Source organism: Paraburkholderia acidiphila, from assembly GCF_009789655.1.
In the GTDB taxonomy this organism is placed as follows: Bacteria; Pseudomonadota; Gammaproteobacteria; order Burkholderiales; family Burkholderiaceae; genus Paraburkholderia; species Paraburkholderia acidiphila.
This window is the reverse complement of record NZ_CP046909.1, coordinates 2,194,385-2,213,259: the sequence shown is the minus strand read 5'-3', so window position 1 is coordinate 2,213,259 and position 18,875 is coordinate 2,194,385. Positions and strand designations below refer to the sequence as shown.

Annotated in this window: 20 protein-coding genes and 2 tRNA genes; 7 read left to right on the top strand and 15 right to left on the bottom strand. The window is 66.4% G+C overall.

Going from position 1 to position 18,875, the window contains the following annotated elements; genetic code table 11:
* Positions 1-233 precede the first annotated feature (233 nt).
* Both FAZ97_RS09960 and FAZ97_RS09955 read right to left on the bottom strand, forming a co-directional pair.
* The gene (locus FAZ97_RS09960; RefSeq protein ID WP_158758290.1) at positions 234-1,643 is read right to left on the bottom strand and encodes an MATE family efflux transporter; all 1,410 of its coding nucleotides are present in this window, start codon (positions 1,641-1,643) and stop codon (positions 234-236) included.
* Positions 1,644-1,788: 145 nt separating this feature from the next.
* Positions 1,789-2,010 carry an RNA-binding S4 domain-containing protein gene (locus FAZ97_RS09955; RefSeq protein WP_158758289.1) on the bottom strand — a complete coding sequence of 74 codons (222 nt, stop codon included), beginning with the start codon at positions 2,008-2,010 and terminating at the stop codon, positions 1,789-1,791.
* A gap of 297 nt (positions 2,011-2,307) precedes the next feature.
* Here FAZ97_RS09955 and FAZ97_RS09950 point away from each other — a divergent pair, with 297 nt between their 5' ends.
* A complete protein-coding gene (locus tag FAZ97_RS09950) occupies positions 2,308-2,832 on the top strand; it encodes a hypothetical protein (protein WP_158758288.1) in 525 nt (174 codons plus the stop codon).
* Positions 2,833-3,011: 179 nt separating this feature from the next.
* Positions 3,012-5,270: an ATP-dependent helicase gene (locus tag FAZ97_RS09945; RefSeq protein WP_158758287.1), complete on the top strand. Its 2,259-nt coding sequence runs from the start codon at positions 3,012-3,014 to the stop codon at positions 5,268-5,270.
* Positions 5,271-5,305: 35 nt separating this feature from the next.
* On the opposite strand, the gene FAZ97_RS09940 is transcribed toward FAZ97_RS09945, so the two are convergent.
* From FAZ97_RS09940 to fdxA, 10 genes are all read right to left on the bottom strand, one after another.
* Positions 5,306-6,067, bottom strand: a complete 762-nt coding sequence (locus FAZ97_RS09940; RefSeq protein WP_158758286.1) for a DUF4088 family protein — start codon at positions 6,065-6,067, stop codon at positions 5,306-5,308.
* 134 nt (positions 6,068-6,201) lie between these two features.
* Entirely contained in the window at positions 6,202-6,525 is a 324-nt protein-coding gene (locus tag FAZ97_RS09935; RefSeq protein ID WP_158758285.1) for an AzlD domain-containing protein, read from the bottom strand.
* Positions 6,522-7,250 carry an AzlC family ABC transporter permease gene (locus FAZ97_RS09930; protein ID WP_158759124.1) on the bottom strand — a complete coding sequence of 243 codons (729 nt, stop codon included), beginning with the start codon at positions 7,248-7,250 and terminating at the stop codon, positions 6,522-6,524. Before FAZ97_RS09930 ends, FAZ97_RS09935 begins: the two co-directional genes overlap by 4 nt.
* A 138-nt stretch (positions 7,251-7,388) precedes the next feature.
* Positions 7,389-8,315 (bottom strand): AraC family transcriptional regulator, encoded by a 927-nt coding sequence (locus tag FAZ97_RS09925; RefSeq protein ID WP_158758284.1) that lies wholly within the window; start codon positions 8,313-8,315, stop codon positions 7,389-7,391.
* A 28-nt stretch (positions 8,316-8,343) separates the two neighbouring features.
* Positions 8,344-8,820 (bottom strand): CreA family protein, encoded by a 477-nt coding sequence (locus tag FAZ97_RS09920; protein ID WP_158758283.1) that lies wholly within the window; start codon positions 8,818-8,820, stop codon positions 8,344-8,346.
* Positions 8,821-8,904: 84 nt separating this feature from the next.
* Complete coding sequence (locus FAZ97_RS09915; protein ID WP_158758282.1) at positions 8,905-9,198, bottom strand: type II toxin-antitoxin system RelE/ParE family toxin; 294 nt, start codon at positions 9,196-9,198, stop codon at positions 8,905-8,907.
* Positions 9,186-9,458 (bottom strand): CopG family ribbon-helix-helix protein, encoded by a 273-nt coding sequence (locus FAZ97_RS09910; RefSeq protein ID WP_158758281.1) that lies wholly within the window; start codon positions 9,456-9,458, stop codon positions 9,186-9,188. Before FAZ97_RS09910 ends, FAZ97_RS09915 begins: the two co-directional genes overlap by 13 nt.
* 167 nt (positions 9,459-9,625) lie before the next feature.
* Positions 9,626-9,701, bottom strand: a tRNA-Asn gene (locus tag FAZ97_RS09905).
* 69 nt (positions 9,702-9,770) lie between these two features.
* A tRNA-Asn gene (locus FAZ97_RS09900) sits at positions 9,771-9,846 on the bottom strand.
* A gap of 107 nt (positions 9,847-9,953) precedes the next feature.
* Complete coding sequence (gene fdxA, locus FAZ97_RS09895) at positions 9,954-10,277, bottom strand: ferredoxin FdxA (protein WP_158758280.1); 324 nt, start codon at positions 10,275-10,277, stop codon at positions 9,954-9,956.
* Between the two features lie 326 nt (positions 10,278-10,603).
* Here fdxA and pncB point away from each other — a divergent pair, with 326 nt between their 5' ends.
* From pncB to FAZ97_RS09870, 5 genes are all read left to right on the top strand, one after another.
* A complete protein-coding gene (gene pncB / locus FAZ97_RS09890; protein WP_158758279.1) occupies positions 10,604-11,806 on the top strand; it encodes a nicotinate phosphoribosyltransferase in 1,203 nt (400 codons plus the stop codon).
* 81 nt (positions 11,807-11,887) lie between these two features.
* Complete coding sequence (locus tag FAZ97_RS09885) at positions 11,888-12,550, top strand: LutC/YkgG family protein (RefSeq protein ID WP_158758278.1); 663 nt, start codon at positions 11,888-11,890, stop codon at positions 12,548-12,550.
* Complete coding sequence (locus tag FAZ97_RS09880; RefSeq protein ID WP_158758277.1) at positions 12,540-13,976, top strand: sodium:proton antiporter; 1,437 nt, start codon at positions 12,540-12,542, stop codon at positions 13,974-13,976. Before FAZ97_RS09885 ends, FAZ97_RS09880 begins: the two co-directional genes overlap by 11 nt.
* A gap of 104 nt (positions 13,977-14,080) precedes the next feature.
* The gene (locus FAZ97_RS09875; protein WP_158758276.1) at positions 14,081-15,070 is read left to right on the top strand and encodes a 2-hydroxyacid dehydrogenase; all 990 of its coding nucleotides are present in this window, start codon (positions 14,081-14,083) and stop codon (positions 15,068-15,070) included.
* Positions 15,067-16,593 (top strand): DNA recombination protein RmuC, encoded by a 1,527-nt coding sequence (locus tag FAZ97_RS09870; protein WP_158758275.1) that lies wholly within the window; start codon positions 15,067-15,069, stop codon positions 16,591-16,593. Before FAZ97_RS09875 ends, FAZ97_RS09870 begins: the two co-directional genes overlap by 4 nt.
* 74 nt (positions 16,594-16,667) lie before the next feature.
* Here FAZ97_RS09870 and FAZ97_RS09865 read toward each other — a convergent pair whose 3' ends face one another.
* The 3 genes from FAZ97_RS09865 to moeA form a co-directional block, all read right to left on the bottom strand.
* A complete protein-coding gene (locus tag FAZ97_RS09865; protein WP_158758274.1) occupies positions 16,668-17,165 on the bottom strand; it encodes a GNAT family N-acetyltransferase in 498 nt (165 codons plus the stop codon).
* Positions 17,165-17,440: a hypothetical protein gene (locus FAZ97_RS09860; protein WP_028212919.1), complete on the bottom strand. Its 276-nt coding sequence runs from the start codon at positions 17,438-17,440 to the stop codon at positions 17,165-17,167. Before FAZ97_RS09860 ends, FAZ97_RS09865 begins: the two co-directional genes overlap by 1 nt.
* A gap of 67 nt (positions 17,441-17,507) precedes the next feature.
* Positions 17,508-18,812 (bottom strand): molybdopterin molybdotransferase MoeA, encoded by a 1,305-nt coding sequence (gene moeA / locus FAZ97_RS09855; protein ID WP_158758273.1) that lies wholly within the window; start codon positions 18,810-18,812, stop codon positions 17,508-17,510.
* Positions 18,813-18,875: the final 63 nt, after the last annotated feature.

The following is an 18,875-nucleotide window of genomic DNA, read 5'->3' as shown; positions in this document are numbered from 1 at the left end:
CGCTGGTGTTGAGCGCTGAGGTGTCGCGCTGTGCGTCGGATCGTGGCGAGGCGTCGATGCGTGCGACCCGACTGCTCCGCGCGCGGCAGGCGTAGCCGGGGTGGCCGGCGGCGCTCGCGGGGCGCGGTTGTCTCCAGACTGTTCGTGCCCTCGTGGGACGGACGCCGCTCGCGGCGCCAGGCGCGTATTTTAACCGGATACGCCGGTACGGCCCGGCGGGTTAAGTGAACGCTTCAGGCAATGCGGCCAGGCGCCGCGGCGTGAGCCTGCGCACGCCGGCTCATGCGGTGAAAGCGCCACGTCATGAGTACGGCGACGGTGGTGAGCCCGGCCGCCAGTCCGTACCAGAGCCCGAGCGCACCAAGACCGAAGTGGAACGCGAGCGCGTACCCGAGCGGAAAGCCGATGCCCCAGTAGCCGAGGGTGGCCGCGAGCATCGGCACGCGCGTGTCCTTCAGGCCGCGCAGGCACCCCGAACCCACGGTCTGCGCGCCGTCGACGATCTGGAAGATCGCGGCGACGCCGAGCAGCGTCGCCGCGAGCGAGACCGTGTGCGCGTTGGCCGGGTCGTCGAGGTGCAGGTAGAGCCCGACGATCCAGTGCGGCGCGAGCACCATCACGAGCGCCGAGAGCGTCATGAAGCCAACGCCGAGCGCGAGCGCAACAAAGCCCGCATGGCGCGCCGCGCGCGGCACGCCCGCGCCGGACCAGTAACCCACGCGCACATTGGCCGCCTGGCCGATCGCGAGCGGCACCATGAAGGTCACGGAGGCCACGTTCAGGGCGATCTGGTGTGCCGCGAGCGGCGTTTCGCCGAGCAGGCCCGCGAGCAGGCCGGTGGCGAGAAAGAGCGTCGCCTCGACGGCGTATGTGATCGCAACCGGCCAGCCGATCGTGAAAAGTTCGCCCATCAGCGGCGCCGTGGGCCGGCGCGCGACGACGAAATGCTGGTGCGAAGGCCGCAGGTGCAGCAGCGCCATCAGCACGAACGCGGTAAGCCACACGGTGATCGTGGTGGCCACCGCCGAGCCGAGAAAGCCGAGGCGCGGCAGGCTCCACGCCCCGTGGATCAGCCCGTAGTTGAGAAAGCCGTTGATGAACACGCACGCAATCGACACCCACAGCAGACGCCGCGCCGCGCCGATGGCGGGCAGGAACGAGCGCATGAGCCCCACGCCGATCAGGCTTGCGGGTGCGCCCCAGCGCAACACGGCCGTGTACTCGCCGATGTGATGCGCAAGCAACGTCGGCTCGCCGAGCGCACGCAGGATCGGCTCGGCGAAGGAGAGCAGCGCGAACGCCGGCACCGAAAGTAGCAGGGAGAGCGCGAAGCCGGTCCAGTAGATGTGCGGCACGTGGCTTTCGTTATCGGCGCCGCGCGCCTGCGCGACGCTCACGCTGACCGAGGTCAGCACGCCTTGCAGCACGGTCACCACGACGAAGAACATGTTCGCGCCGAGGCCGCCCGCAGCGAGCGCGTCGGCGCCGAGCGAGCCAAGCAGCACTGTGTCGGTCACGCTCATCGCCATCTGCGAGAGCTGGGCGATCGCGAGCGGCCCGGCGAGGCGCGCGGTGTCGGCGGCATGGCGGCGCAGCGTGGGCGGGGCGGAAACGGCGCGGCGGGAGAGCGTGGTTCGAGTCATGAAAAACAAGCGGCGCGAGAAATGCGCGCCGCGCGGCAGGGTTCGTCTGTCAAAACTGAAAGCTTATTGCGAGACAGCGACCTTGTCGATCCTGATGCTCAAATCTGGTGCATAGCTGGCGCGTGCAGGCAAGTCCGGGAGTCGGTTACTCGTGCGCCTTGATGGCGATGCGCGTGTCGCCCAACAGCACGGCCTGGCCCGCGCGGATCTTGCACGTCTTGCGCAACTCGACTTCGCCGTCGACTTTCACCGCGCCCGAGGCGACGATCTGTTTGGCCGAGCCGCCGCTGTCGGCGAGTCCAGTGATCTTCAGGAGGTTGTGCAGTTCGACGTAGTCGCCGGTCAGCGTGAAATCGAGGTTGGGCATGGCGGAGTGGAGTTCGAAAGGCGTGCGGCAAGCGCGCGAAGGGTGAGCATCATACGCGATGGCGGCTTTGTCGCAGCGTCTGTCGCAGTTCGGGGCCAGATGTTATGAATTCGTCAGAAAATGAAACGTTGCGTAACGTCGCGGGACCTCACGGCGATCTTCATACCAAAATGGTTTCACCCGGATCGACAGCGCCGCCCAGATTTGCCCGGTGCGGCGCCAGCGAGCGGGGGCGCGGCTTACGGCGGCTTGCCCGCTGCAATCGCGCCTTCGGAACCACTGCAAGGAGGATACGCCATGACCCAGATTCGTAAGCTGCTCACTGCTACCGCCGCTTTTGCCACCGTGACCACTGCCGCCGTATTCGCGCAGGGCGCTTATGCACAAAACGCGACCCAGGGCGCGGCACAGGCCGGCGAAGCCCCAACGATGGCGCCTTCCGGCGCACCGGCCATGGCGCCGGGTGCCGCGCCTGGCCAAATGCCCGGTCAGATGACCGAGCAGGCGCCGAGCCGGGCGCCGGCGGCCGCCGGGATTGCGCAACCCGCGCCCGCGCCGCAAGCGCTGACCGCTCCGCAATCCGCCGACCCGCTGGTGCAAAAGCGCAACGCGAACGCCGCAGCCAATGCCGAATACCGCAGCGCGAAGAAGTCGGCGAACGCAGAGTACAGCGACGCGAAGAAGCAGGCGAAGTCGCAGTACAAGGCGCAGGTGAAGGACGCGAAGATCAATCACAAGGCCGACCGTCAGGCCAACGATTCGGAAATGAAGGATCAGATGAGCGGTATGTCGGCCCAGCAGCAGGGCGGCCAGTCGCAATAACGCGCTAACTCACTAACGCGCGGCCGACGCAGACAGCGCCCGCGTCCTGGGCGCTGTCCCTGGCAGGACCACGAGCGGCGGCGTCCGGTAACGGACGCCGCCGCTTCGCTTGATGAATCCAGAGCGCATCGCGTGCTGAAACGCGCCGCCGCGTTGTTGTTAAATCCCGCCAGATCGCCATGGAATCAGGCGCTTGCGGATGCGGGGTGTATGGATATACAGTATGCGTCGCTTCGTTCCGATTCGCCATATTCATCGTCCCAGCGCCCGCCGTGTCCACTGTTTCCGTTGCCGATTCCTCCGTCTCCGACGCCAGCCACGCGCGTGCCGACGCGGCCAATTTCGTGGCTTCGTGGCTCGCGAAACTCAACGACGCGCAGCGCGAGGCCGTCGAGCACGGCGGCGAAGCGGGCTACGCACCGGGCTCGGCGCTGCCGGGCCCGTTGCTCGTGATCGCAGGCGCCGGGTCGGGCAAGACCAACACGCTGGCTCACCGCGTCGCGCACCTGATCGCGGGCGGCGCCGACCCGCACCGCATCCTGCTGCTCACGTTTTCGCGCCGCGCCGCGCAGGAAATGACGCGGCGCGTGGCGCGCATCGCCGCCAGCGCGCCAGGCGCGGCCGCAGTGCTCGCGCAAGGGCTCAACTGGGCGGGCACGTTTCACGGTGTAGGCGCCCGGTTGTTGCGCGAGTACGCGGATCACATCGGCCTTTCGCCGGCGTTCACGATCAACGACCGCGAAGATTCCGCCGATCTCATGAATCTCGTGCGCCACGAGCTGGGATTCTCGGCGAAGGAAAAGCGCTTTCCCTCGAAATCGACTTGCCTTGCGATTTACTCGCGCGCGGTCAACACGGGCGACTCGCTCGCCAACGTGCTCAACCGTTCGTTCTCGTGGTGCCTCGAATGGGAGCCGCAACTGCGCGCGCTGTTCGCGGCGTACGTGGACGCCAAACAGAAGCAGAACGTCCTCGACTATGACGATCTCCTGCTCTACTGGGCGCACATGGCCGCGGAGCCCGCCATTGCCGCCGATCTCGCGGGCCGCTTCGATCACATCCTCGTCGACGAATACCAGGACACCAACCGCCTGCAGGCCTCGATCCTGCTCGCGCTCAAGCCCGACGGCCGTGGCCTGACCGTGGTCGGCGACGACGCCCAGGCGATCTACTCGTTTCGCGGCGCGACGGTGCGCAACATTCTCGACTTCCCGGCGCAGTTCGATCCGCCAGCGCGCCAGGTGACGCTCGAGCGCAACTACCGTTCGACGGCGCCGATCCTCGCGGCCTCGAACGCCGTGATCGACGCCGCCGCCGAGCGCTTCACCAAGAACCTGTGGACCGACCGTCCTTCGCAGCAGCGCCCGCGCCTCGTCACGGTGGCCGACGAGGCAACCCAGGCACACTACGTCGTCGAGCAGATTCTCGAGGCGCGCGAAGCGGGCATGAAGCTCAAGCAGCAGGCGGTGCTGTTTCGCGCGGCGCACCACAGTGCCACGCTCGAAATCGAACTGGCGCGGCGCAATATCCCGTTCGTGAAATTCGGCGGACTGCGTTTTCTCGATGCCGCGCACGTGAAGGACGTGCTGGCGGTGCTGCGTTGGGCCGAGAATCCGCTCGATCGCGTGGCGGGCTTTCGCGTGACGCAATTGCTGCCGGGCGTCGGGCCCGCCAACGCCGCTCGCCTGCTCGACCAGGTGGCCGCGTGCACGGGCGCGTATCGCGCCGCCGAGGCGCTCGCGGCCTTCGCGCCGCCGCCGCGCGCGGCCGACGACTGGCCGGCGTTCGCCTCGCTCATCGACAGCCTCTCCATGCGCGCCACACCGTGGCCGGCCGAGTTCGAGCGCGTGCGGCGCTGGTACGAGCCGCATCTCGAGCGCAATCACGAGGACGCCCAGGTGCGGCTCGCCGACTTGCTGCAGATGGAGAGCATTGCGAGCACCTACGCTTCGCGCGAGCGTTTTCTCACCGAACTCACGCTCGATCCGCCGGACGCCACGAGCGCCGAATCCGCCGATCCGCTGCTCGACGAGGACTATCTGATCCTCTCGACGATCCATTCGGCGAAAGGGCAGGAGTGGCGCAACGTGTTCGTGCTCAACGGCGTGGACGGCTGCATACCGTCCGATCTCGGCGCGGGCAGCGACGAGGAGCTGGAGGAGGAGCGGCGGCTACTCTACGTGGCCATGACGCGAGCGAAAGAGGATTTGCACATCGTCGTGCCGCAGCGCTTTTACGTGCACAACCAGGTGGCGTCGGGCGACCGGCACGTGTGGGCCTCGCGCACGCGCTTCATCGCGGCGCCCATGCTGCCGCTATTCGAATCGCGCGCATGGCCGCCCGCGCCCGTGGCAGGCGCGCCGAGCGCGGCGGGACTCGCCGCCGCCGCGCAGGCGAAGGTCGAGATCGCCGCCAGGCTCAGGAAGATGTGGGACTGAGGGGCGCGCCCGGCGAGGCGCGCTTGGCGGGGCGCTTAGCGCCTTTGCTCCCGAGCGGTGCCGCGCTGCGGCGGCATGAAGAAGTTGCGCAGCCACGCGGCCAGGCGCGTGAAGACGTCGTCGGGCTCCTCGACGAATATCTCGGGCTTGAGCAGGCGCAGATATTCCATGATCTGTTGCGCCTCCTGCTTCTGGAACACGCCATGCGTGACGCCGAGCCTCAGCAGCCCGCGCAGTTCACCCAAACGCTCGCGCGCCAAGCTGCCGCTGGCCTGCTCGCAGCCGATCTTCGCTTCGTATACGCGCTGACGCAGCGATTCGGTGAGCCGCCACGCGGGCGTCTGCATCGACTCTTCGAGCGCCTGGATGTCCTGCACACCCGACTTGATCTGCGCTGCCAGCGGATCGACCAGCGCTTCTTCACCCTGGGCTTCGCTCACGATGGCGGCCGCCCAGTCGCGGCACTGCTTCGAGAGTTCGTCCGGAGTCCATTCGGGCCGCGACGCGAAGCCGAAACCGAATTCGCCCGCCTGACGCATCAGGATCGAGACGACCTCGGGGAACTCCTTGTCGAGCGTGCGCTTGGCCCACGCGTACTGGCCGCCTTGCAGGAGCCGCTGGACGGCGTGCTCCGTGAGCGGCGTCATGTTGTCGAGCAGCTTCGCGCGCAGGTAATCCTCGAATTCCGGCGTGGCGAACTGCGGATCGAGTTTGAGCGAGACGCGCAGGAACGCCTCGAAATCCTTGCGCAGCGACGCAAGCGTTTCATCCTTCAGATTGAGGGTGATATGCCCCATTGTGGTTGCCCCGGTGTAATCCTTATCGCTTCTCGCGTGCTCTCGCCGTTCGAGCAGTGGCCTGCCAGAGCAGGCCTTGACGGGTTTAACGGCGCGCCGGGGTGAAACTTGAGCGTAAGGGCCGAGGGACCGCTCTAGCGCAGGACGACGCCTTGCCAGAGAAAGAACACGCCGAGCCCGACCGCGATGGTAAGCAGCGGTCGCTTCGTGAGCGCGCTGACAACAATGGCCGCGAGCGCGCCGACGAGCTGCGGGTTGCGCCAGGTCAGCTCGGCGCCCTGGCCGTGGGGCGAGACCGCCATCGGCACGATGATCGCCGTGAGCACGGTGACGGGCACGAAGCCAAGCGCGGTACGCACGAGCGGCGGAAACACCAGCCGGTCGCCGAGCACGAACACGGCCGTGCGAATGACCAGGGTGATGAGGGCCATGCCGAGAATCAGGACGACGTAGTTCATTGCCCGGCTCCTGCGGTGCGTTGGACGTTGGTGGGTTTGCGGGAGGACCCGCTTGCGGCGCGGGCGCCGCGCGAGGAACCGGGGCGCGAGAGGACGACGCCCACGACCACGCCCGCCAGCACGGCGCCGAGCAGCCCGAGCTTGTACGGCCAGGCCTGCCAGAAAAAGGCGAGCGCGCCCGCGGTGGCGGCGGCGGCGAGGTAGCGCACGGCAACTAACTGCGGCACGACGATGGCGATGAAGGTCGCGACCATCGCGAAGTCGAGGCCGAGCGACTGCAGGCCCGGGAACGCCGCGCCGAACAGCAGGCCGGCAGCGGTCCAGAGCTGCCAGTTCAGGTACATCGAGACTCCCGAACCGAGAAAATGCCACGGCGAGACGTCGTCGCCGGGCGGATGGCGGCGGAAATGCGCCCAGGCGACGGCGAACACCTCGTCGGTGAGCAGGCCGCCCAGCACGAGGCGCCAGCGCAGCGGCAGGTGCGAGACATAAGGGGCGAGCGTCGCGCTGTACAGCACATGCCGCAGGTTCACGATGAACGTGGTGGCAAGAATGACCGCGAAGCTCGCGTGCGAGGCGATCAGCCCGAGCGCAATGAACTGCGCGGAACCGGCGAACACGGCGAGCGACATGAACTGGCCGTGCCAGAGCGAAAGCGGGCCCGAGGTGACGAGCGTGCCGAAGATCACGCCAAAGGGCGCGGCGCCGATCATCATGGGGATCATGTCGCGCGCGCCGGCGATGAATTCGGCGAAGCGGTTGGGATGCGTGGTCAAACTGTCCTCCTGATACAAGGGGACAGCATAACGGGCGGCCGTGCGAGTGGCTTGTACGTTCTTGCGGCGCGCGGCGGCCCGGCGCGCTCAGGACGACTGCCAGCGCCCCGGCGGCACGCCGAACATACGCCGGAAGTGCCGCGTGAAATGGCTCTGGTCAGTGAAGCCGCTTGCCGCGGCGACATCGGCCACCGTGGCGCCTTCGCGCAGCGGGCCGAGCGCGCGTTGCAGGCGCAACTGCGTGCGCCACGCGTGCGGCGGCAGCCCGGTCGTCTGCGTGAAGAGCCGCGTGGCGTGAAACGGCGAGAGGCCGACTGCGTGGGCGAGATCGGCTACGCGCAACGGCATGGCGAGATCGGCGGCGAGGAGCGCCTTCATGGTTTCCACGCGCGGATCGTTCGGGCCGTGCCTGAGCGCCGCCTCGCGCGTGCGGCCGTAGCGCGTAAGCAGCGTCGAGAGCGCGTCGAGCAGGGCGCCTTCCACGGCCAGCAGATCGGAGCACTGCGCTGAACCCGGCGCAGCGGAAGACGCGGGAAGCGCCGCGACGCCAGCGCTCGCGCTGGATTGCGCTACGGCTGCGGCGCGCCGCCAGTCGGCGTCGGCTTCCAGCAGCCGGTGCGCGCGAGAGAGCCGATGCGCGAGATCGAGATCGTGGATCACCTCCGGCTCGAACCACGGCAGCGGCTGCGCGCGACCCGCGATTTCGCCGGCGAGTTCGTGCAGGAAGTCGATCGGGACGTACATCACCCGATAGCTCCAGCCTTCCTCGGCGGCGCGCGAGCCCGTATGGAGCTCGCCGGGGTTGATGACCGGCACGCTGCCCGTTTCGGCGACATGCTGCGCGCCGCGATAGCGATAGCATTCCGCGCCGCCCTCGATCACGGGGATCGTGTAGGCCTCGTGCCAGTGGGGCGCGAACGTGTGTTCGTTGTATTCGGCCGTGACGAGATCCGCGCCGGGCAGAAGCGGCGTGCGCCAGTAGCGGGCGGAATCTCGATAACGGGAATCGGTCATGGTGAGGGATCCTGCTCAGATCCCCAGTTTAGCGCAGCGGAATCGTCGTGCCCGCAGGCACGGGTACGGCCGTGACGCTGTTCTTGGCGCTGCCGCTCACCACGCGGTCGCTGTAGGTCAGATACACGAGCGCGTTGCGCTTCGCGTCGACCACGCGTACGACGTGCAGCGTCTTGAAGAGGAACGACATGCGCTCGTTGAAGACGTCGTCTTGCTGCTTGAGAGGGCCTGAGAACGAGATCGGTCCCACCTGGCGGCACGCGATCGATGCCTCGGTCGGATCTTCCGCAATACCGAGCGTGCCCTTCACCCCGCCCGTGCGTGCGCGGGAGACATAGCAGGTGACGCCTTGCACCTGCGGATCGTCGTAGGCTTCGACGACGACTTTGTCGGAACCGGTCACGCGGAAATTGGTGTTCACGCTGCCGATCTGTTCGGCATGGGCGGCAGCCGAGACGATGAGGCTCGCGCAAGCGAGCAGGGGAGTAAGGCGGGCGGATTTCATGCGGATTCCCGAATATGACGAAACGACATTATCGGGGAGGGTGGGGGATGCCGGGGCGAGACGGCATAGACAATCTGCGCCGCCCTAATAGCCCGCTTCGTGCTGATGGCGGAACGCGAGCACGTACACGGTATCGTCGTTTGTGTCGTGCAAGTACAGTGCCACGTAACCCGAGTCACCGAAGGGAATCACGAGTTCGCGCAGTTCGGGCGGCCCGTCCACTGGGCGTCCAATTGCAGGTGTTTTTTCGAGATGGAGAAGTTGCTGGCTGATGATTTGTGCCGCGCGTCGCGCTGCTTCCGGTGCCTTGCGGGAGAGGAATCGCCGGCAGCGTTCCAAACCTTCGACAGCGCGCTCGGTGACGATTAGTCGTGGCACTCGGGCACCGACTTCTCGTCCTCCGTTCCCCAGCTATCCAGCCACGCGCGGACCTCGTCACCGTTCAAGTGCCGCCCGGTTTCCTTGAAGTGCTGCCAGGAGGCAAGTGCTTCCTGCCTGAAGCGCTCCCGCGCTTCTTCGCGTTCGACGTACTGCGCGATGGCTTCGCGCATTACGGCGTGCGGCGAGCGATGCTGCAATCCGGCGATGTGGTGGACGCGGTCTTTGAGGTCTTCGTCAAGCTTGATGGAAGTGGCCATGGCCGTTCCTGCAGATGGGTATCACCTGGTAATACTACACCAGCGTGGCTATCGGCATGTTGACTGGCCTTGTGACGGCTTGACCTGAGGGAGGGTATTGGTGCGCGCGCAACCCGCGCAGCAAAAGAAAAAGGGGTTGCGTGCAAACACGCAACCCCTCGATATTTTGGCTCCCCGACCTGGGCTCGAACCAGGGACCTACGGATTAACAGTCCGGCGCTCTACCGACTGAGCTATCGGGGAACAGCAATACAGCTACAACGCTTTACGTCATAAAAAAGCCCGTTGTGATTAACGGGCTTTTGCGAATCTTGGCTCCCCGACCTGGGCTCGAACCAGGGACCTACGGATTAACAGTCCGGCGCTCTACCGACTGAGCTATCGGGGATCAACAAAAGCAGAGAAAGAGATTCTATGGGGTATGGCTAAGCCTGTCAATACCCTGTCGCTATCTCTTTAAGGGCAATGCGCGACCGGCGTGCGATTAACGTGCAATCAGCGGGCCAGAAGCGCGAGCTTGTCCTTCACGTCCTTGAATTCGTCGGCTTCCGGCAGCGGGGCCTTGGTCTTGGTGATGCTCGGCCAGCTCTTGGCGAGGTCGGCATTCAGCTCGATGAACGATTGCTGGTCGCCGGGCACGTCTTCCTCGGCGTAGATGGCGTTCACCGGGCATTCCGCAACGCACACGGCGCAGTCGATGCACTCGTCCGGGTCGATCGCGAGGAAGTTGGGACCTTCGCGAAAGCAGTCCACCGGGCACACATCGACGCAGTCGGTATAGCGGCACTTGATGCAGCTTTCGGTCACAACGTGAGTCATTCAGGCAGCTCCTGCAAGCTTTTTGTATCGGGGGATGGCGGTTCGCCAAAGGCGCTATTGTAACTGATGAGGAATTACCCCAACCACAGGCCCGCAACCGTCCTTATATCGTTTCGTGATTAGTTTATAAGATGGGGTGATCCGCAACGTTTTACCCCTTGCGCGCAAGGGGACGTGCCGGCGGGCACGCGGGGCGCGCAGGCATTCGGGTAACATGGGCGCACCGCTGGCGCTCGCCGCCCGGAGCCGCTGCGAGGCATCTGCCGCGCAGCGAGTCCGGTTCCCGCTTCGCGGGCGCTATCCGATTGCAGTCCGGCTGGCCCATCATGATCATTACTTCGCTGCTCGATACCGATCTCTACAAATTCACGATGATGCAGGTGGTGCTGCATCATTTCCCCGCGGCCACTGTGGAATACCGTTTCCGCTGCCGCACGCCGAACGTCGATCTCGTGCCCTACGTCGACGAGATCCGCAGCGAGATCCAGAAGCTCTGCAGGCTGCGCTTCGCCGAGCCCGAACTAGAGTATCTGCGCAAGATGCGCTTCATCAAGGGCGACTTCATCGACTTTCTCGCGCTCTTTCACCTCAACGAAAAGTACATCTCGGTCACGCCGTCGCCCAAGGGCAATGGCGAGATCGACATCGAGATCAAGGGGCCGTGGCTGCACACGATCCTCTTCGAGATCCCGGTGCTCGCCATTGTCAACGAGGTGTATTTCCGCAACACGCAGCATCACCCGCAGTACGAGGAAGGGCGCGAGCGCCTGCGCCACAAGATCGAGCTGCTCGGCGCGAAGCCCGAATTCGCCGACTGCAAGATCGCCGACTACGGTACGCGCCGCCGCTTCTCGAAGCGCTGGCACGAAGAAGTCATCCTCACGCTCAAGGACGATCTCGGCGAGCAGTTCACCGGCACGAGCAACGTCTACTACGCGATGAAGCACAACCTCACGCCGCTCGGCACGATGGCGCACGAGTACCTGCAGGCGTGCCAGGCGCTCGGGCCGCGTTTGCGCGACTCGCAAATCTATGGCTTCGAGATGTGGGCGAAGGAGTATCGCGGCGACCTCGGCATCGCGCTCTCGGATGTCTACGGCATGCAGGCCTTCCTGCGCGACTTCGACATGTACTTCTGCAAGCTCTTCGACGGCGCGCGGCACGATTCGGGCGATCCGTTCGAGTGGGGCGAGCGCCTGCTCAAGCACTACGAGGACAACCGCTGCGACACGCGCACGAAGACCATGATCTTCTCGGACGCGCTCGACATTCCCAAGGTGCTGCGCCTGTATGAACGCTTTCGCGGGCGCTGCCGCCTCGCGTTCGGCGTGGGCACGAACCTCACCAACGACCTCGGCTATCAGCCGCTGCAGATCGTCATCAAGATGGTTCGCTGCAACGGTCAGCCTGTCGCCAAGCTCTCCGATTCGCCGGGCAAGAACATGTGCGACGACAAAGCGTATCTCGCCTATCTGCGCCAGGTGTTCGGCATCGAGCAGCCGGTGGAAGAGGAGTGCGCGGGCAAGTAAGCGCACACGGAACCCGTAAATCACAAGGCGACGCCCCGGTATAATCGGCGCGTCGCTTTTCTTTATCTGACGAGGACGTTCATGGACACGACGGCCGCCCGCCGCAGCATACTCGCGCGCATTCGCGCGGCGCAGGGACGCGAGGCCACGCCCGCGCCGCACGAGCGCGAAGCCGTGGCCGACTACCTCGCGCAGCATCCCGAGGGGCCGCGTCCGCCGCTGGAAGGCGATCTGGTCGCGCGCTTCATCGGCGAGGCGCGCAAAATGGCGAGCACCGTCGACGAAGTCCAGCAGATGGCCGACGTGCCCGCCGCCGCGCAGCGTTATCTCGCTGAGCGCAGCCTGCCGATGCAGGCGGTCGCGTGGCAAACGCTCAAAACATTCGACTGGGCTGGGGCGGGTCTCGCGGTTCAATTCCGCAAGCCCGAAGACCGCGATCTCGTCGGCCTCACAGGGTGTTTCTGCGCCACGGCCGAAACCGGCACGCTGGTGCTGCTCTCCAGTCCGCAAACGTGGGCCTCGGGCGCGCTGCTGCCCGAAACGCACATCGCCGTCGTGCCCGCTTCGCGGATCGTCGCGGGCCACGAGGACGCCTTCGCGCTCATGCGCGCCGAACGCGGAGAACTGCCGCGCGCGGTCAATTTCGTTTCGGGGCCTTCGCGCACCGGCGATATCGAGCAGACCATCATTCTTGGCGCGCACGGCCCGTATCGCGTGCATGTGATCGTCGTGCATGGCGCGTAAGCGCAACGCGGCGAGCGCTTGCGCGGGAACGCTCTTCGCCGCGCTCGCGCTGTTCAGCGCGAACGCATCCGCTGCGACGTTCGACGGCGCATCGCTTGGCGCCATCTGGGCGCTGCCTTTCGCCGGCATGCTCCTGTCGATCGCGTTCTTCCCGATGTTCGCCGCCACGTTCTGGCATCACCACTTCGGCAAGATTTCGGCGGCCTGGGCGCTGGCGTTCCTGCTGCCGTTTGCGGCCACGCACGGTCCTGGCGCGACGTATCCGCTCTTTGTGCACGCCGTTATCGACGAATATCTTCCGTTCATCGTACTACTCGGCGCGCTTTATACGATCGCAGGCGGTATCTGCGTGTATGGGAATTTGCGTGGCTCGCCGCGCATGAATACGTCGATCCTCGCGCTGGGCACCGTGCTCGCAAGCGTGATGGGCACGACGGGCGCGGCGATGCTGCTGATCCGGCCGCTCCTGCGCGCCAACGACAACCGCCGCCACAACGTGCACGTGGTCGTGTTTTTTATCTTTCTCGTCGCGAACGCTGGCGGCTTGCTCACGCCGCTCGGCGACCCGCCGCTTTTCCTCGGCTTCCTGAACGGCGTGGGATTCTTCTGGACTACGCAGCATCTTGCGCTTCCGATGCTGTTCGTCTGCGGCGTGCTGCTCGCGGTGTTCTACGCGCTCGATAGCTGGTACTTCAGCCAGTCCGGGGAAGTGCGCCCCGCCTCGCTCGACCCGACGCCGGACACGGGCGCGCTCGCGATCGGTGGCAAGGCGAATTTCGTGCTGCTCGCGCTGCTCATCGCGCTCGTGCTGATGAGCGGCGTATGGCGTCCGGGTATCGCCTTCGAGGTCGCGGGCGCGCATGTGCAGTTGCAGAACCTCGTGCGCGATACGGGACTCGTTGCGCTCGCACTCATCTCGCTCGCGCTCACGTCGAAGCAGGCGCGTGCCGACAACGGTTTCGAGTGGGCGCCGATTGTCGAGGTGGCCAAGCTCTTCGCGGGCATTTTCGTGACGATCGCGCCCGTTATCGCGATCCTGCGCGCGGGCGAGGCGGGCGCATTCGCCGCGCTGATCCGCTTCGTGAACGACGCGCCGGGCCGCCCCAACGAAGCGATGTACTTCTGGGCGACGGGTCTGCTCTCGTCGTTTCTCGACAACGCGCCCACGTACCTCGTGTTCTTCAATCTCGCCGGCGGCAACGCCAATGCGCTGATGTCCGGCGGCGCGAAAACGCTCGCCGCGATTTCGGCGGGCGCCGTGTGGATGGGCGCGCTCACCTATATCGGCAACGCGCCGAATTTCATGGTGAAGGCGATCGCGCAGTCGCGCGGCGTGCGCATGCCGGGCTTCTTCGGCTATCTTGGCTGGTCGGGCGTGCTGCTCACGCCGGTCTTTCTCGCGGCCACCTGGCTCTTTTTCGTCTAGCCGGAGCTCGCCTGGAAGCAGCTTGCGAATAGCGCGCGAGACTTCCCTGAGCGCCCCGTCACGCGCAACAATGACGGACAACGACTGAAGTGTGGAGAGCAACGATGCAAAAGATTCTCGTGGCGCGCCCGATCTTTCCCGACGTGATCGATCGGCTGAAGCAATATTTCGATGTCGACTGGAACAACGGCGAGGCGCTTGCGCCGGAGGCGCTGCACCAGCGTCTCGCCGACAAGGACGGCGCGCTCACCGCGGGCGACCCGATCGGCGCCGCCGCGCTCGCCGCCGCGCCGCGCCTGCGCGTGGTGTCGAACATGGCCGTGGGCTACAACAACTTCGACATGGCCGCCTTCAACGCGGCCAACGTGCTTGGCACCAACACGCCCGACGTGCTCAACGAAACCACGGCCGATTTCGGCTGGGCGCTGATGATGGCCGCCGCGCGCCGCGTGACGGAGTCCGAACACTTCCTGCGCGCGGGCAAATGGGACAAGTGGTCGTTCGACGCGTTTCTCGGCTCGGACATTTACGGTGCCACGCTCGGCGTGATCGGCATGGGCCGTATCGGTCAGGCGCTCGCGCGCCGTGCGCGCGGCTTCAACATGCGTGTGGTCTATCACAACCGTTCGCGTGTCGCACCGGAGATCGAGCGCGAGCTGAACGCCGAATATCGCTCGAAGGAAGACCTGCTCAAGCAGGCCGACCACGTCGTGCTCGTGCTGCCCTATACGGCTGAAAACCATCACACGATCGGCGCAGCCGAACTCACGCTGATGAAACCTACCGCCACGCTCACCAACATCGCGCGCGGCGGCATCGTCGACGACGCGGCGCTCGCGCACGCGCTGCGCACGCGCCAGATCGCCGCGGCGGGCCTCGACGTGTTCGAGGGCGAGCCGCGCGTGCATCCGGCGCTGCTCGAAGTGGAAAACGTCGTGCTCACGCCGCACATTGCGAGCGCGAGCGAGGCCACGCGCCGCGCGATGGCGAACCTCGCCGCCGACAACCTCATCGCCGCGCTCGGCGAGGGTCCGCGCGCGGGTCAGCCGCCGAATCCGATCAACCCCGCCGTGCTGGGGAAAGCGCGTCCATGAGTCCGTTCGCAGTCATGTCGCTGGCGATCGTTGCGCTGGCGATCGCGTTCGTCGTGACGCTCGTGGCGTTGCTGCGCGCGCGTCACGGTCATGGCGAGAGCGACGCAGAGTCCACGCTCGACGCGCTCGATCAACTGAGCGATCGCCTCGCCGCCTCGACCGACACGCAGGCACGCGCGGCCGAGCGCATCGAGCGCGAACTGCGCAACGAGATCGCGCGCACCGCGCAGAGTTCGCGCAGCGAATTCGGCGGCGGCTTCGCACAGGTGCAGCAGGCGCTGGCGGCGCAGCTAGGCAGCATCGCGACGGTGCAGAACAGCCAGATCGACGGCTTCGCCCAGCAGCTCGCCAAACTCACGGCGGCCAATACGCAGCAGCTCGACGCCGTGCGCCAGAGCCTGCATCAGCAAGCCCAGTTGGCGCGCGACGAGCAGGGCGCCGCGCTGCGCCATTTCGGCTCGCTGCTCACGCAGCAGCTCGCGCAACTCACCGAAGTCAACGACCGGCGCTTCGCCGAAGTGCGCGCGACGCTCGAACAGCGTCTGAAAGACATCGAAGCGAACAACGCGGCGAAGCTCGAGGAAATGCGCCGCACCGTCGACGAGAAGCTGCACGCGACGCTCGAACAACGCCTTGGCGAATCGTTCAAGCTCGTCTCCGACCGGCTGGAGCAGGTGCATCGCGGGCTTGGCGAGATGCAGACGCTGGCGGCGGGCGTGGGCGACCTGAAGAAGGTGCTCACCAACGTGAAGACGCGCGGCACCTGGGGCGAGGTGCAGCTCGAAGCGTTGCTCGAACAGATGCTCACGCCCGACCAGTTCGCGAAGAACGTGGCGACGGTGCCCAAGAGCAATGAGCGCGTGGAGTTCGCGATTCGTCTGCCCGGGCGTGGCGTCGGCGCAGGGGAATCAGGCGAGCCGGTCTGGCTGCCCATCGACGCCAAATTTCCGCGCGAGGATTACGAGCGTCTCATCGACGCACAGGAGCGCGCGGACGTGCTCGCAATCGAGGAGGCGGGCCGCGCGCTCGAACTGCGCATTCGCGCGGAAGCCCGCACCATCGCCGAGAAGTACGTCGCGCCGCCGCACACGACCGATTTCGCGCTGCTGTTCCTGCCAACCGAAGGGCTTTACGCGGAGATTCTGCGCCGCCCCGGTCTGACCGATGTCTTGCAGCGCGATTACCGCGTGAGCGTGGCGGGGCCGACGACACTCACGGCGCTCCTCAACAGCTTGCAGATGGGTTTCCGCACACTCGCGATCGAGCGTCGTTCGAGCGAGGTGTGGCAGGTACTCGGCGCGGTGAAGACGGAGTTCGGCAAGTTCGGCGACGTGCTCGCGCGCACGAAGTCGCAGCTCGAAACCGTCACGCGTTCGATCGAGGCTGCCGAGGTGCGCACGCGCGCGATGAACCGCAAGCTGCGCGACGTCGAGGCACTGCCGGGCGAGGCCGCCGCGAATCTGCTCGGCGACGCGCTGCGCAATGGCGAAGCCGGTAGTGAAGGAGGATTCGGCGACGAGTGAGGAAAACCGCCGCGCCAAAAGAGAACGGGCCGCCTGAATCAGGCGGCCCGTTTGCATTCGAGCGTGCGGTTCGGTTAGCCGAGCGCCGCCACGCCAGGCGCTGCGAGCTTGTCGAGCGCGTCTCCGGTCATGCGCACCACGCGCCAGTCGGGCAGCACGGTGGCGCCGAGCTTTTCATAGAAGCCGATCGCGGGCGTGTTCCAGTCGAGCACGGTCCATTCGAAGCGGGCGCAGCCGCGTTCGACAGCGATTGCCGCGAGCGCGCGCAGCATCGCCGTGCCGAGACCGGTGCCGCGTTGCGACGGCTGCACGTAGAGGTCTTCGAGATAGAGACCGCGGCGGCTCAGGAACGTCGAGTAGTTGTGGAAGAAGAGCGCGTAGCCGACGATGCGGCCGGCGTCTTCCGCCACCAGCGCTTCGGCAGCGGGGCGCGTGCCGAACAGGGCGTCGGCGAGGCCCTCGGCCGTGCCGGTGAACAGATGTGTGAGCTTTTCGAACTCGGCGAGTTCGTACATCAGCGCGTGCATGGCGCCGACGTCGGCGGGCGTGGCGGCGCGGATCGTTGCGGCCATCACGCTTCCTCGGGCACGTCGGAGAGATGGATCTCGATGCCGCCGAAGCGCGAGGCTACCCAGTTGTACGCGTGGCAGGCGATCCACAGCAGGATGAAGCCGACGATCGCATTGAGCAGCAGCGCGCTGAAGATGGTCGAGAGTTCGACCGAGCCATAGCGCACGAACGCCACGAGCACGCCGAGCAGCACGATAGGCACGCTGAAGGTCAGGTACACGAGGATGAGCGCCTTGGCGGTCTGGCCCGCAGCGATGAACGAGATCTGTTTTTTCATAGTAGTCGGTCCGTTATGCAGGTGTGGACGTGTGGATACGTTTGATGGCCTCTGAGGCGCCGCCGCGCTAGACGAGTCCATCGAACAGCATGATGTCGACGGCGTCGCCGGCATCGAGATCGCCGGCTTCGTGGGCGAGCACGATGAAGCAGTTCGCCTCGCTCATCGTGCTGAGCGCGCCCGAGCTTTGCGAGCCGGTCGGCGCGACGCGCCACTGGCCGCGATCGTCGCGGCGCGCGAGGCCGCGCTGGAACTCGGTGCGGCCCACCCGCTTCTTGATCGGCTGATCGCTCAGTGCCGGCACGAGCGGGACGGGCTGCGCTTGCGCGCCTGCCATCGCCATGAGGGCGGGGCGCACGATCTGGTAGAACGAGACCATCGTCGCGACCGGGTTGCCCGGCAGGCCGAACAGCAGCGCCGCGCGGCCCGCGCCTGGGCGTCCGCCCGACCAGATGCGGCCGAACGCAAGCGGACGGCCGGGGCGCATGGCGAGGCCCCAGAACGAGACGTCGCCGAGCGTTTGCAACTGGGTGCGCGTGAAATCGGCTTCGCCGACCGAGACGCCGCCGGAGGTTAGCACGACATCGGCGCTTTCGGCAGCCTTTCCAAGCGTCGCCGCGAGTGCCGCGGGGTCGTCGCGCACGACGCCCAGGTCGATCGCCTCGACGTTCAGCCGCTGGAGCATCGCGCCGAGCGCGTAGCGGTTGCTGTCGTAGATACAGCCGGGTTCGAGCGGCTCGCCCGGCGAGCGCAATTCGTCGCCGGTCGAAAAGTAGGCCACACGCAGACGTTGCTTGACGTTCGCCTCGACGAGGCCGAGCGAGGCCAGCAAGCCGATATCGGAAGCGCGCAGCACGCGGCCTGCCGCGAGCGCCACGCCGCCGCGCGCGAGATCCTCGCCTTTGCGGCGCGCGTTTGCACCGCGCCTGACGATGTCCGCATCGAAAGCGATGACGTCGTCCTGCGCCGAAACATGCTCTTGGGGCACGACGGTATCGCAACCCAGGGGCATCGGCGCGCCGGTCATGATGCGCACGCAGGCGAGCGCGGCGACTTCCGCCGCGTAGGCGTGACCCGCGAAGGCCTTGCCGCACACCGCGAGCGAGAGACGGCCAGAGACGTTGGCCAGCGCCGCGCCGTCGAACGCATAACCGTCCATCGCGGCGTTGTCGTGTGCGGGGACGTCGATGGGCGAAATCACGTCTTCGGCCAGCACGCGCCCGAGTGCCTCACGCAGCGGGACGCGCTCGCTCCCCGCGAGCGGCGTCACCCACTGCAGCACGATGGCCTGTGCGGCGCTGACGGGCAAAGCTTGCGGATCGTACTGGCTGATGCAACCGGCGTTGCCGGAGGGATGGTTAAGCGTGGTCATCGAGTGAGGAAGCGTCGCATCCGCACGGCCTGTGCGGCGATCGTCCAGGCGGGCGTGCCGGCC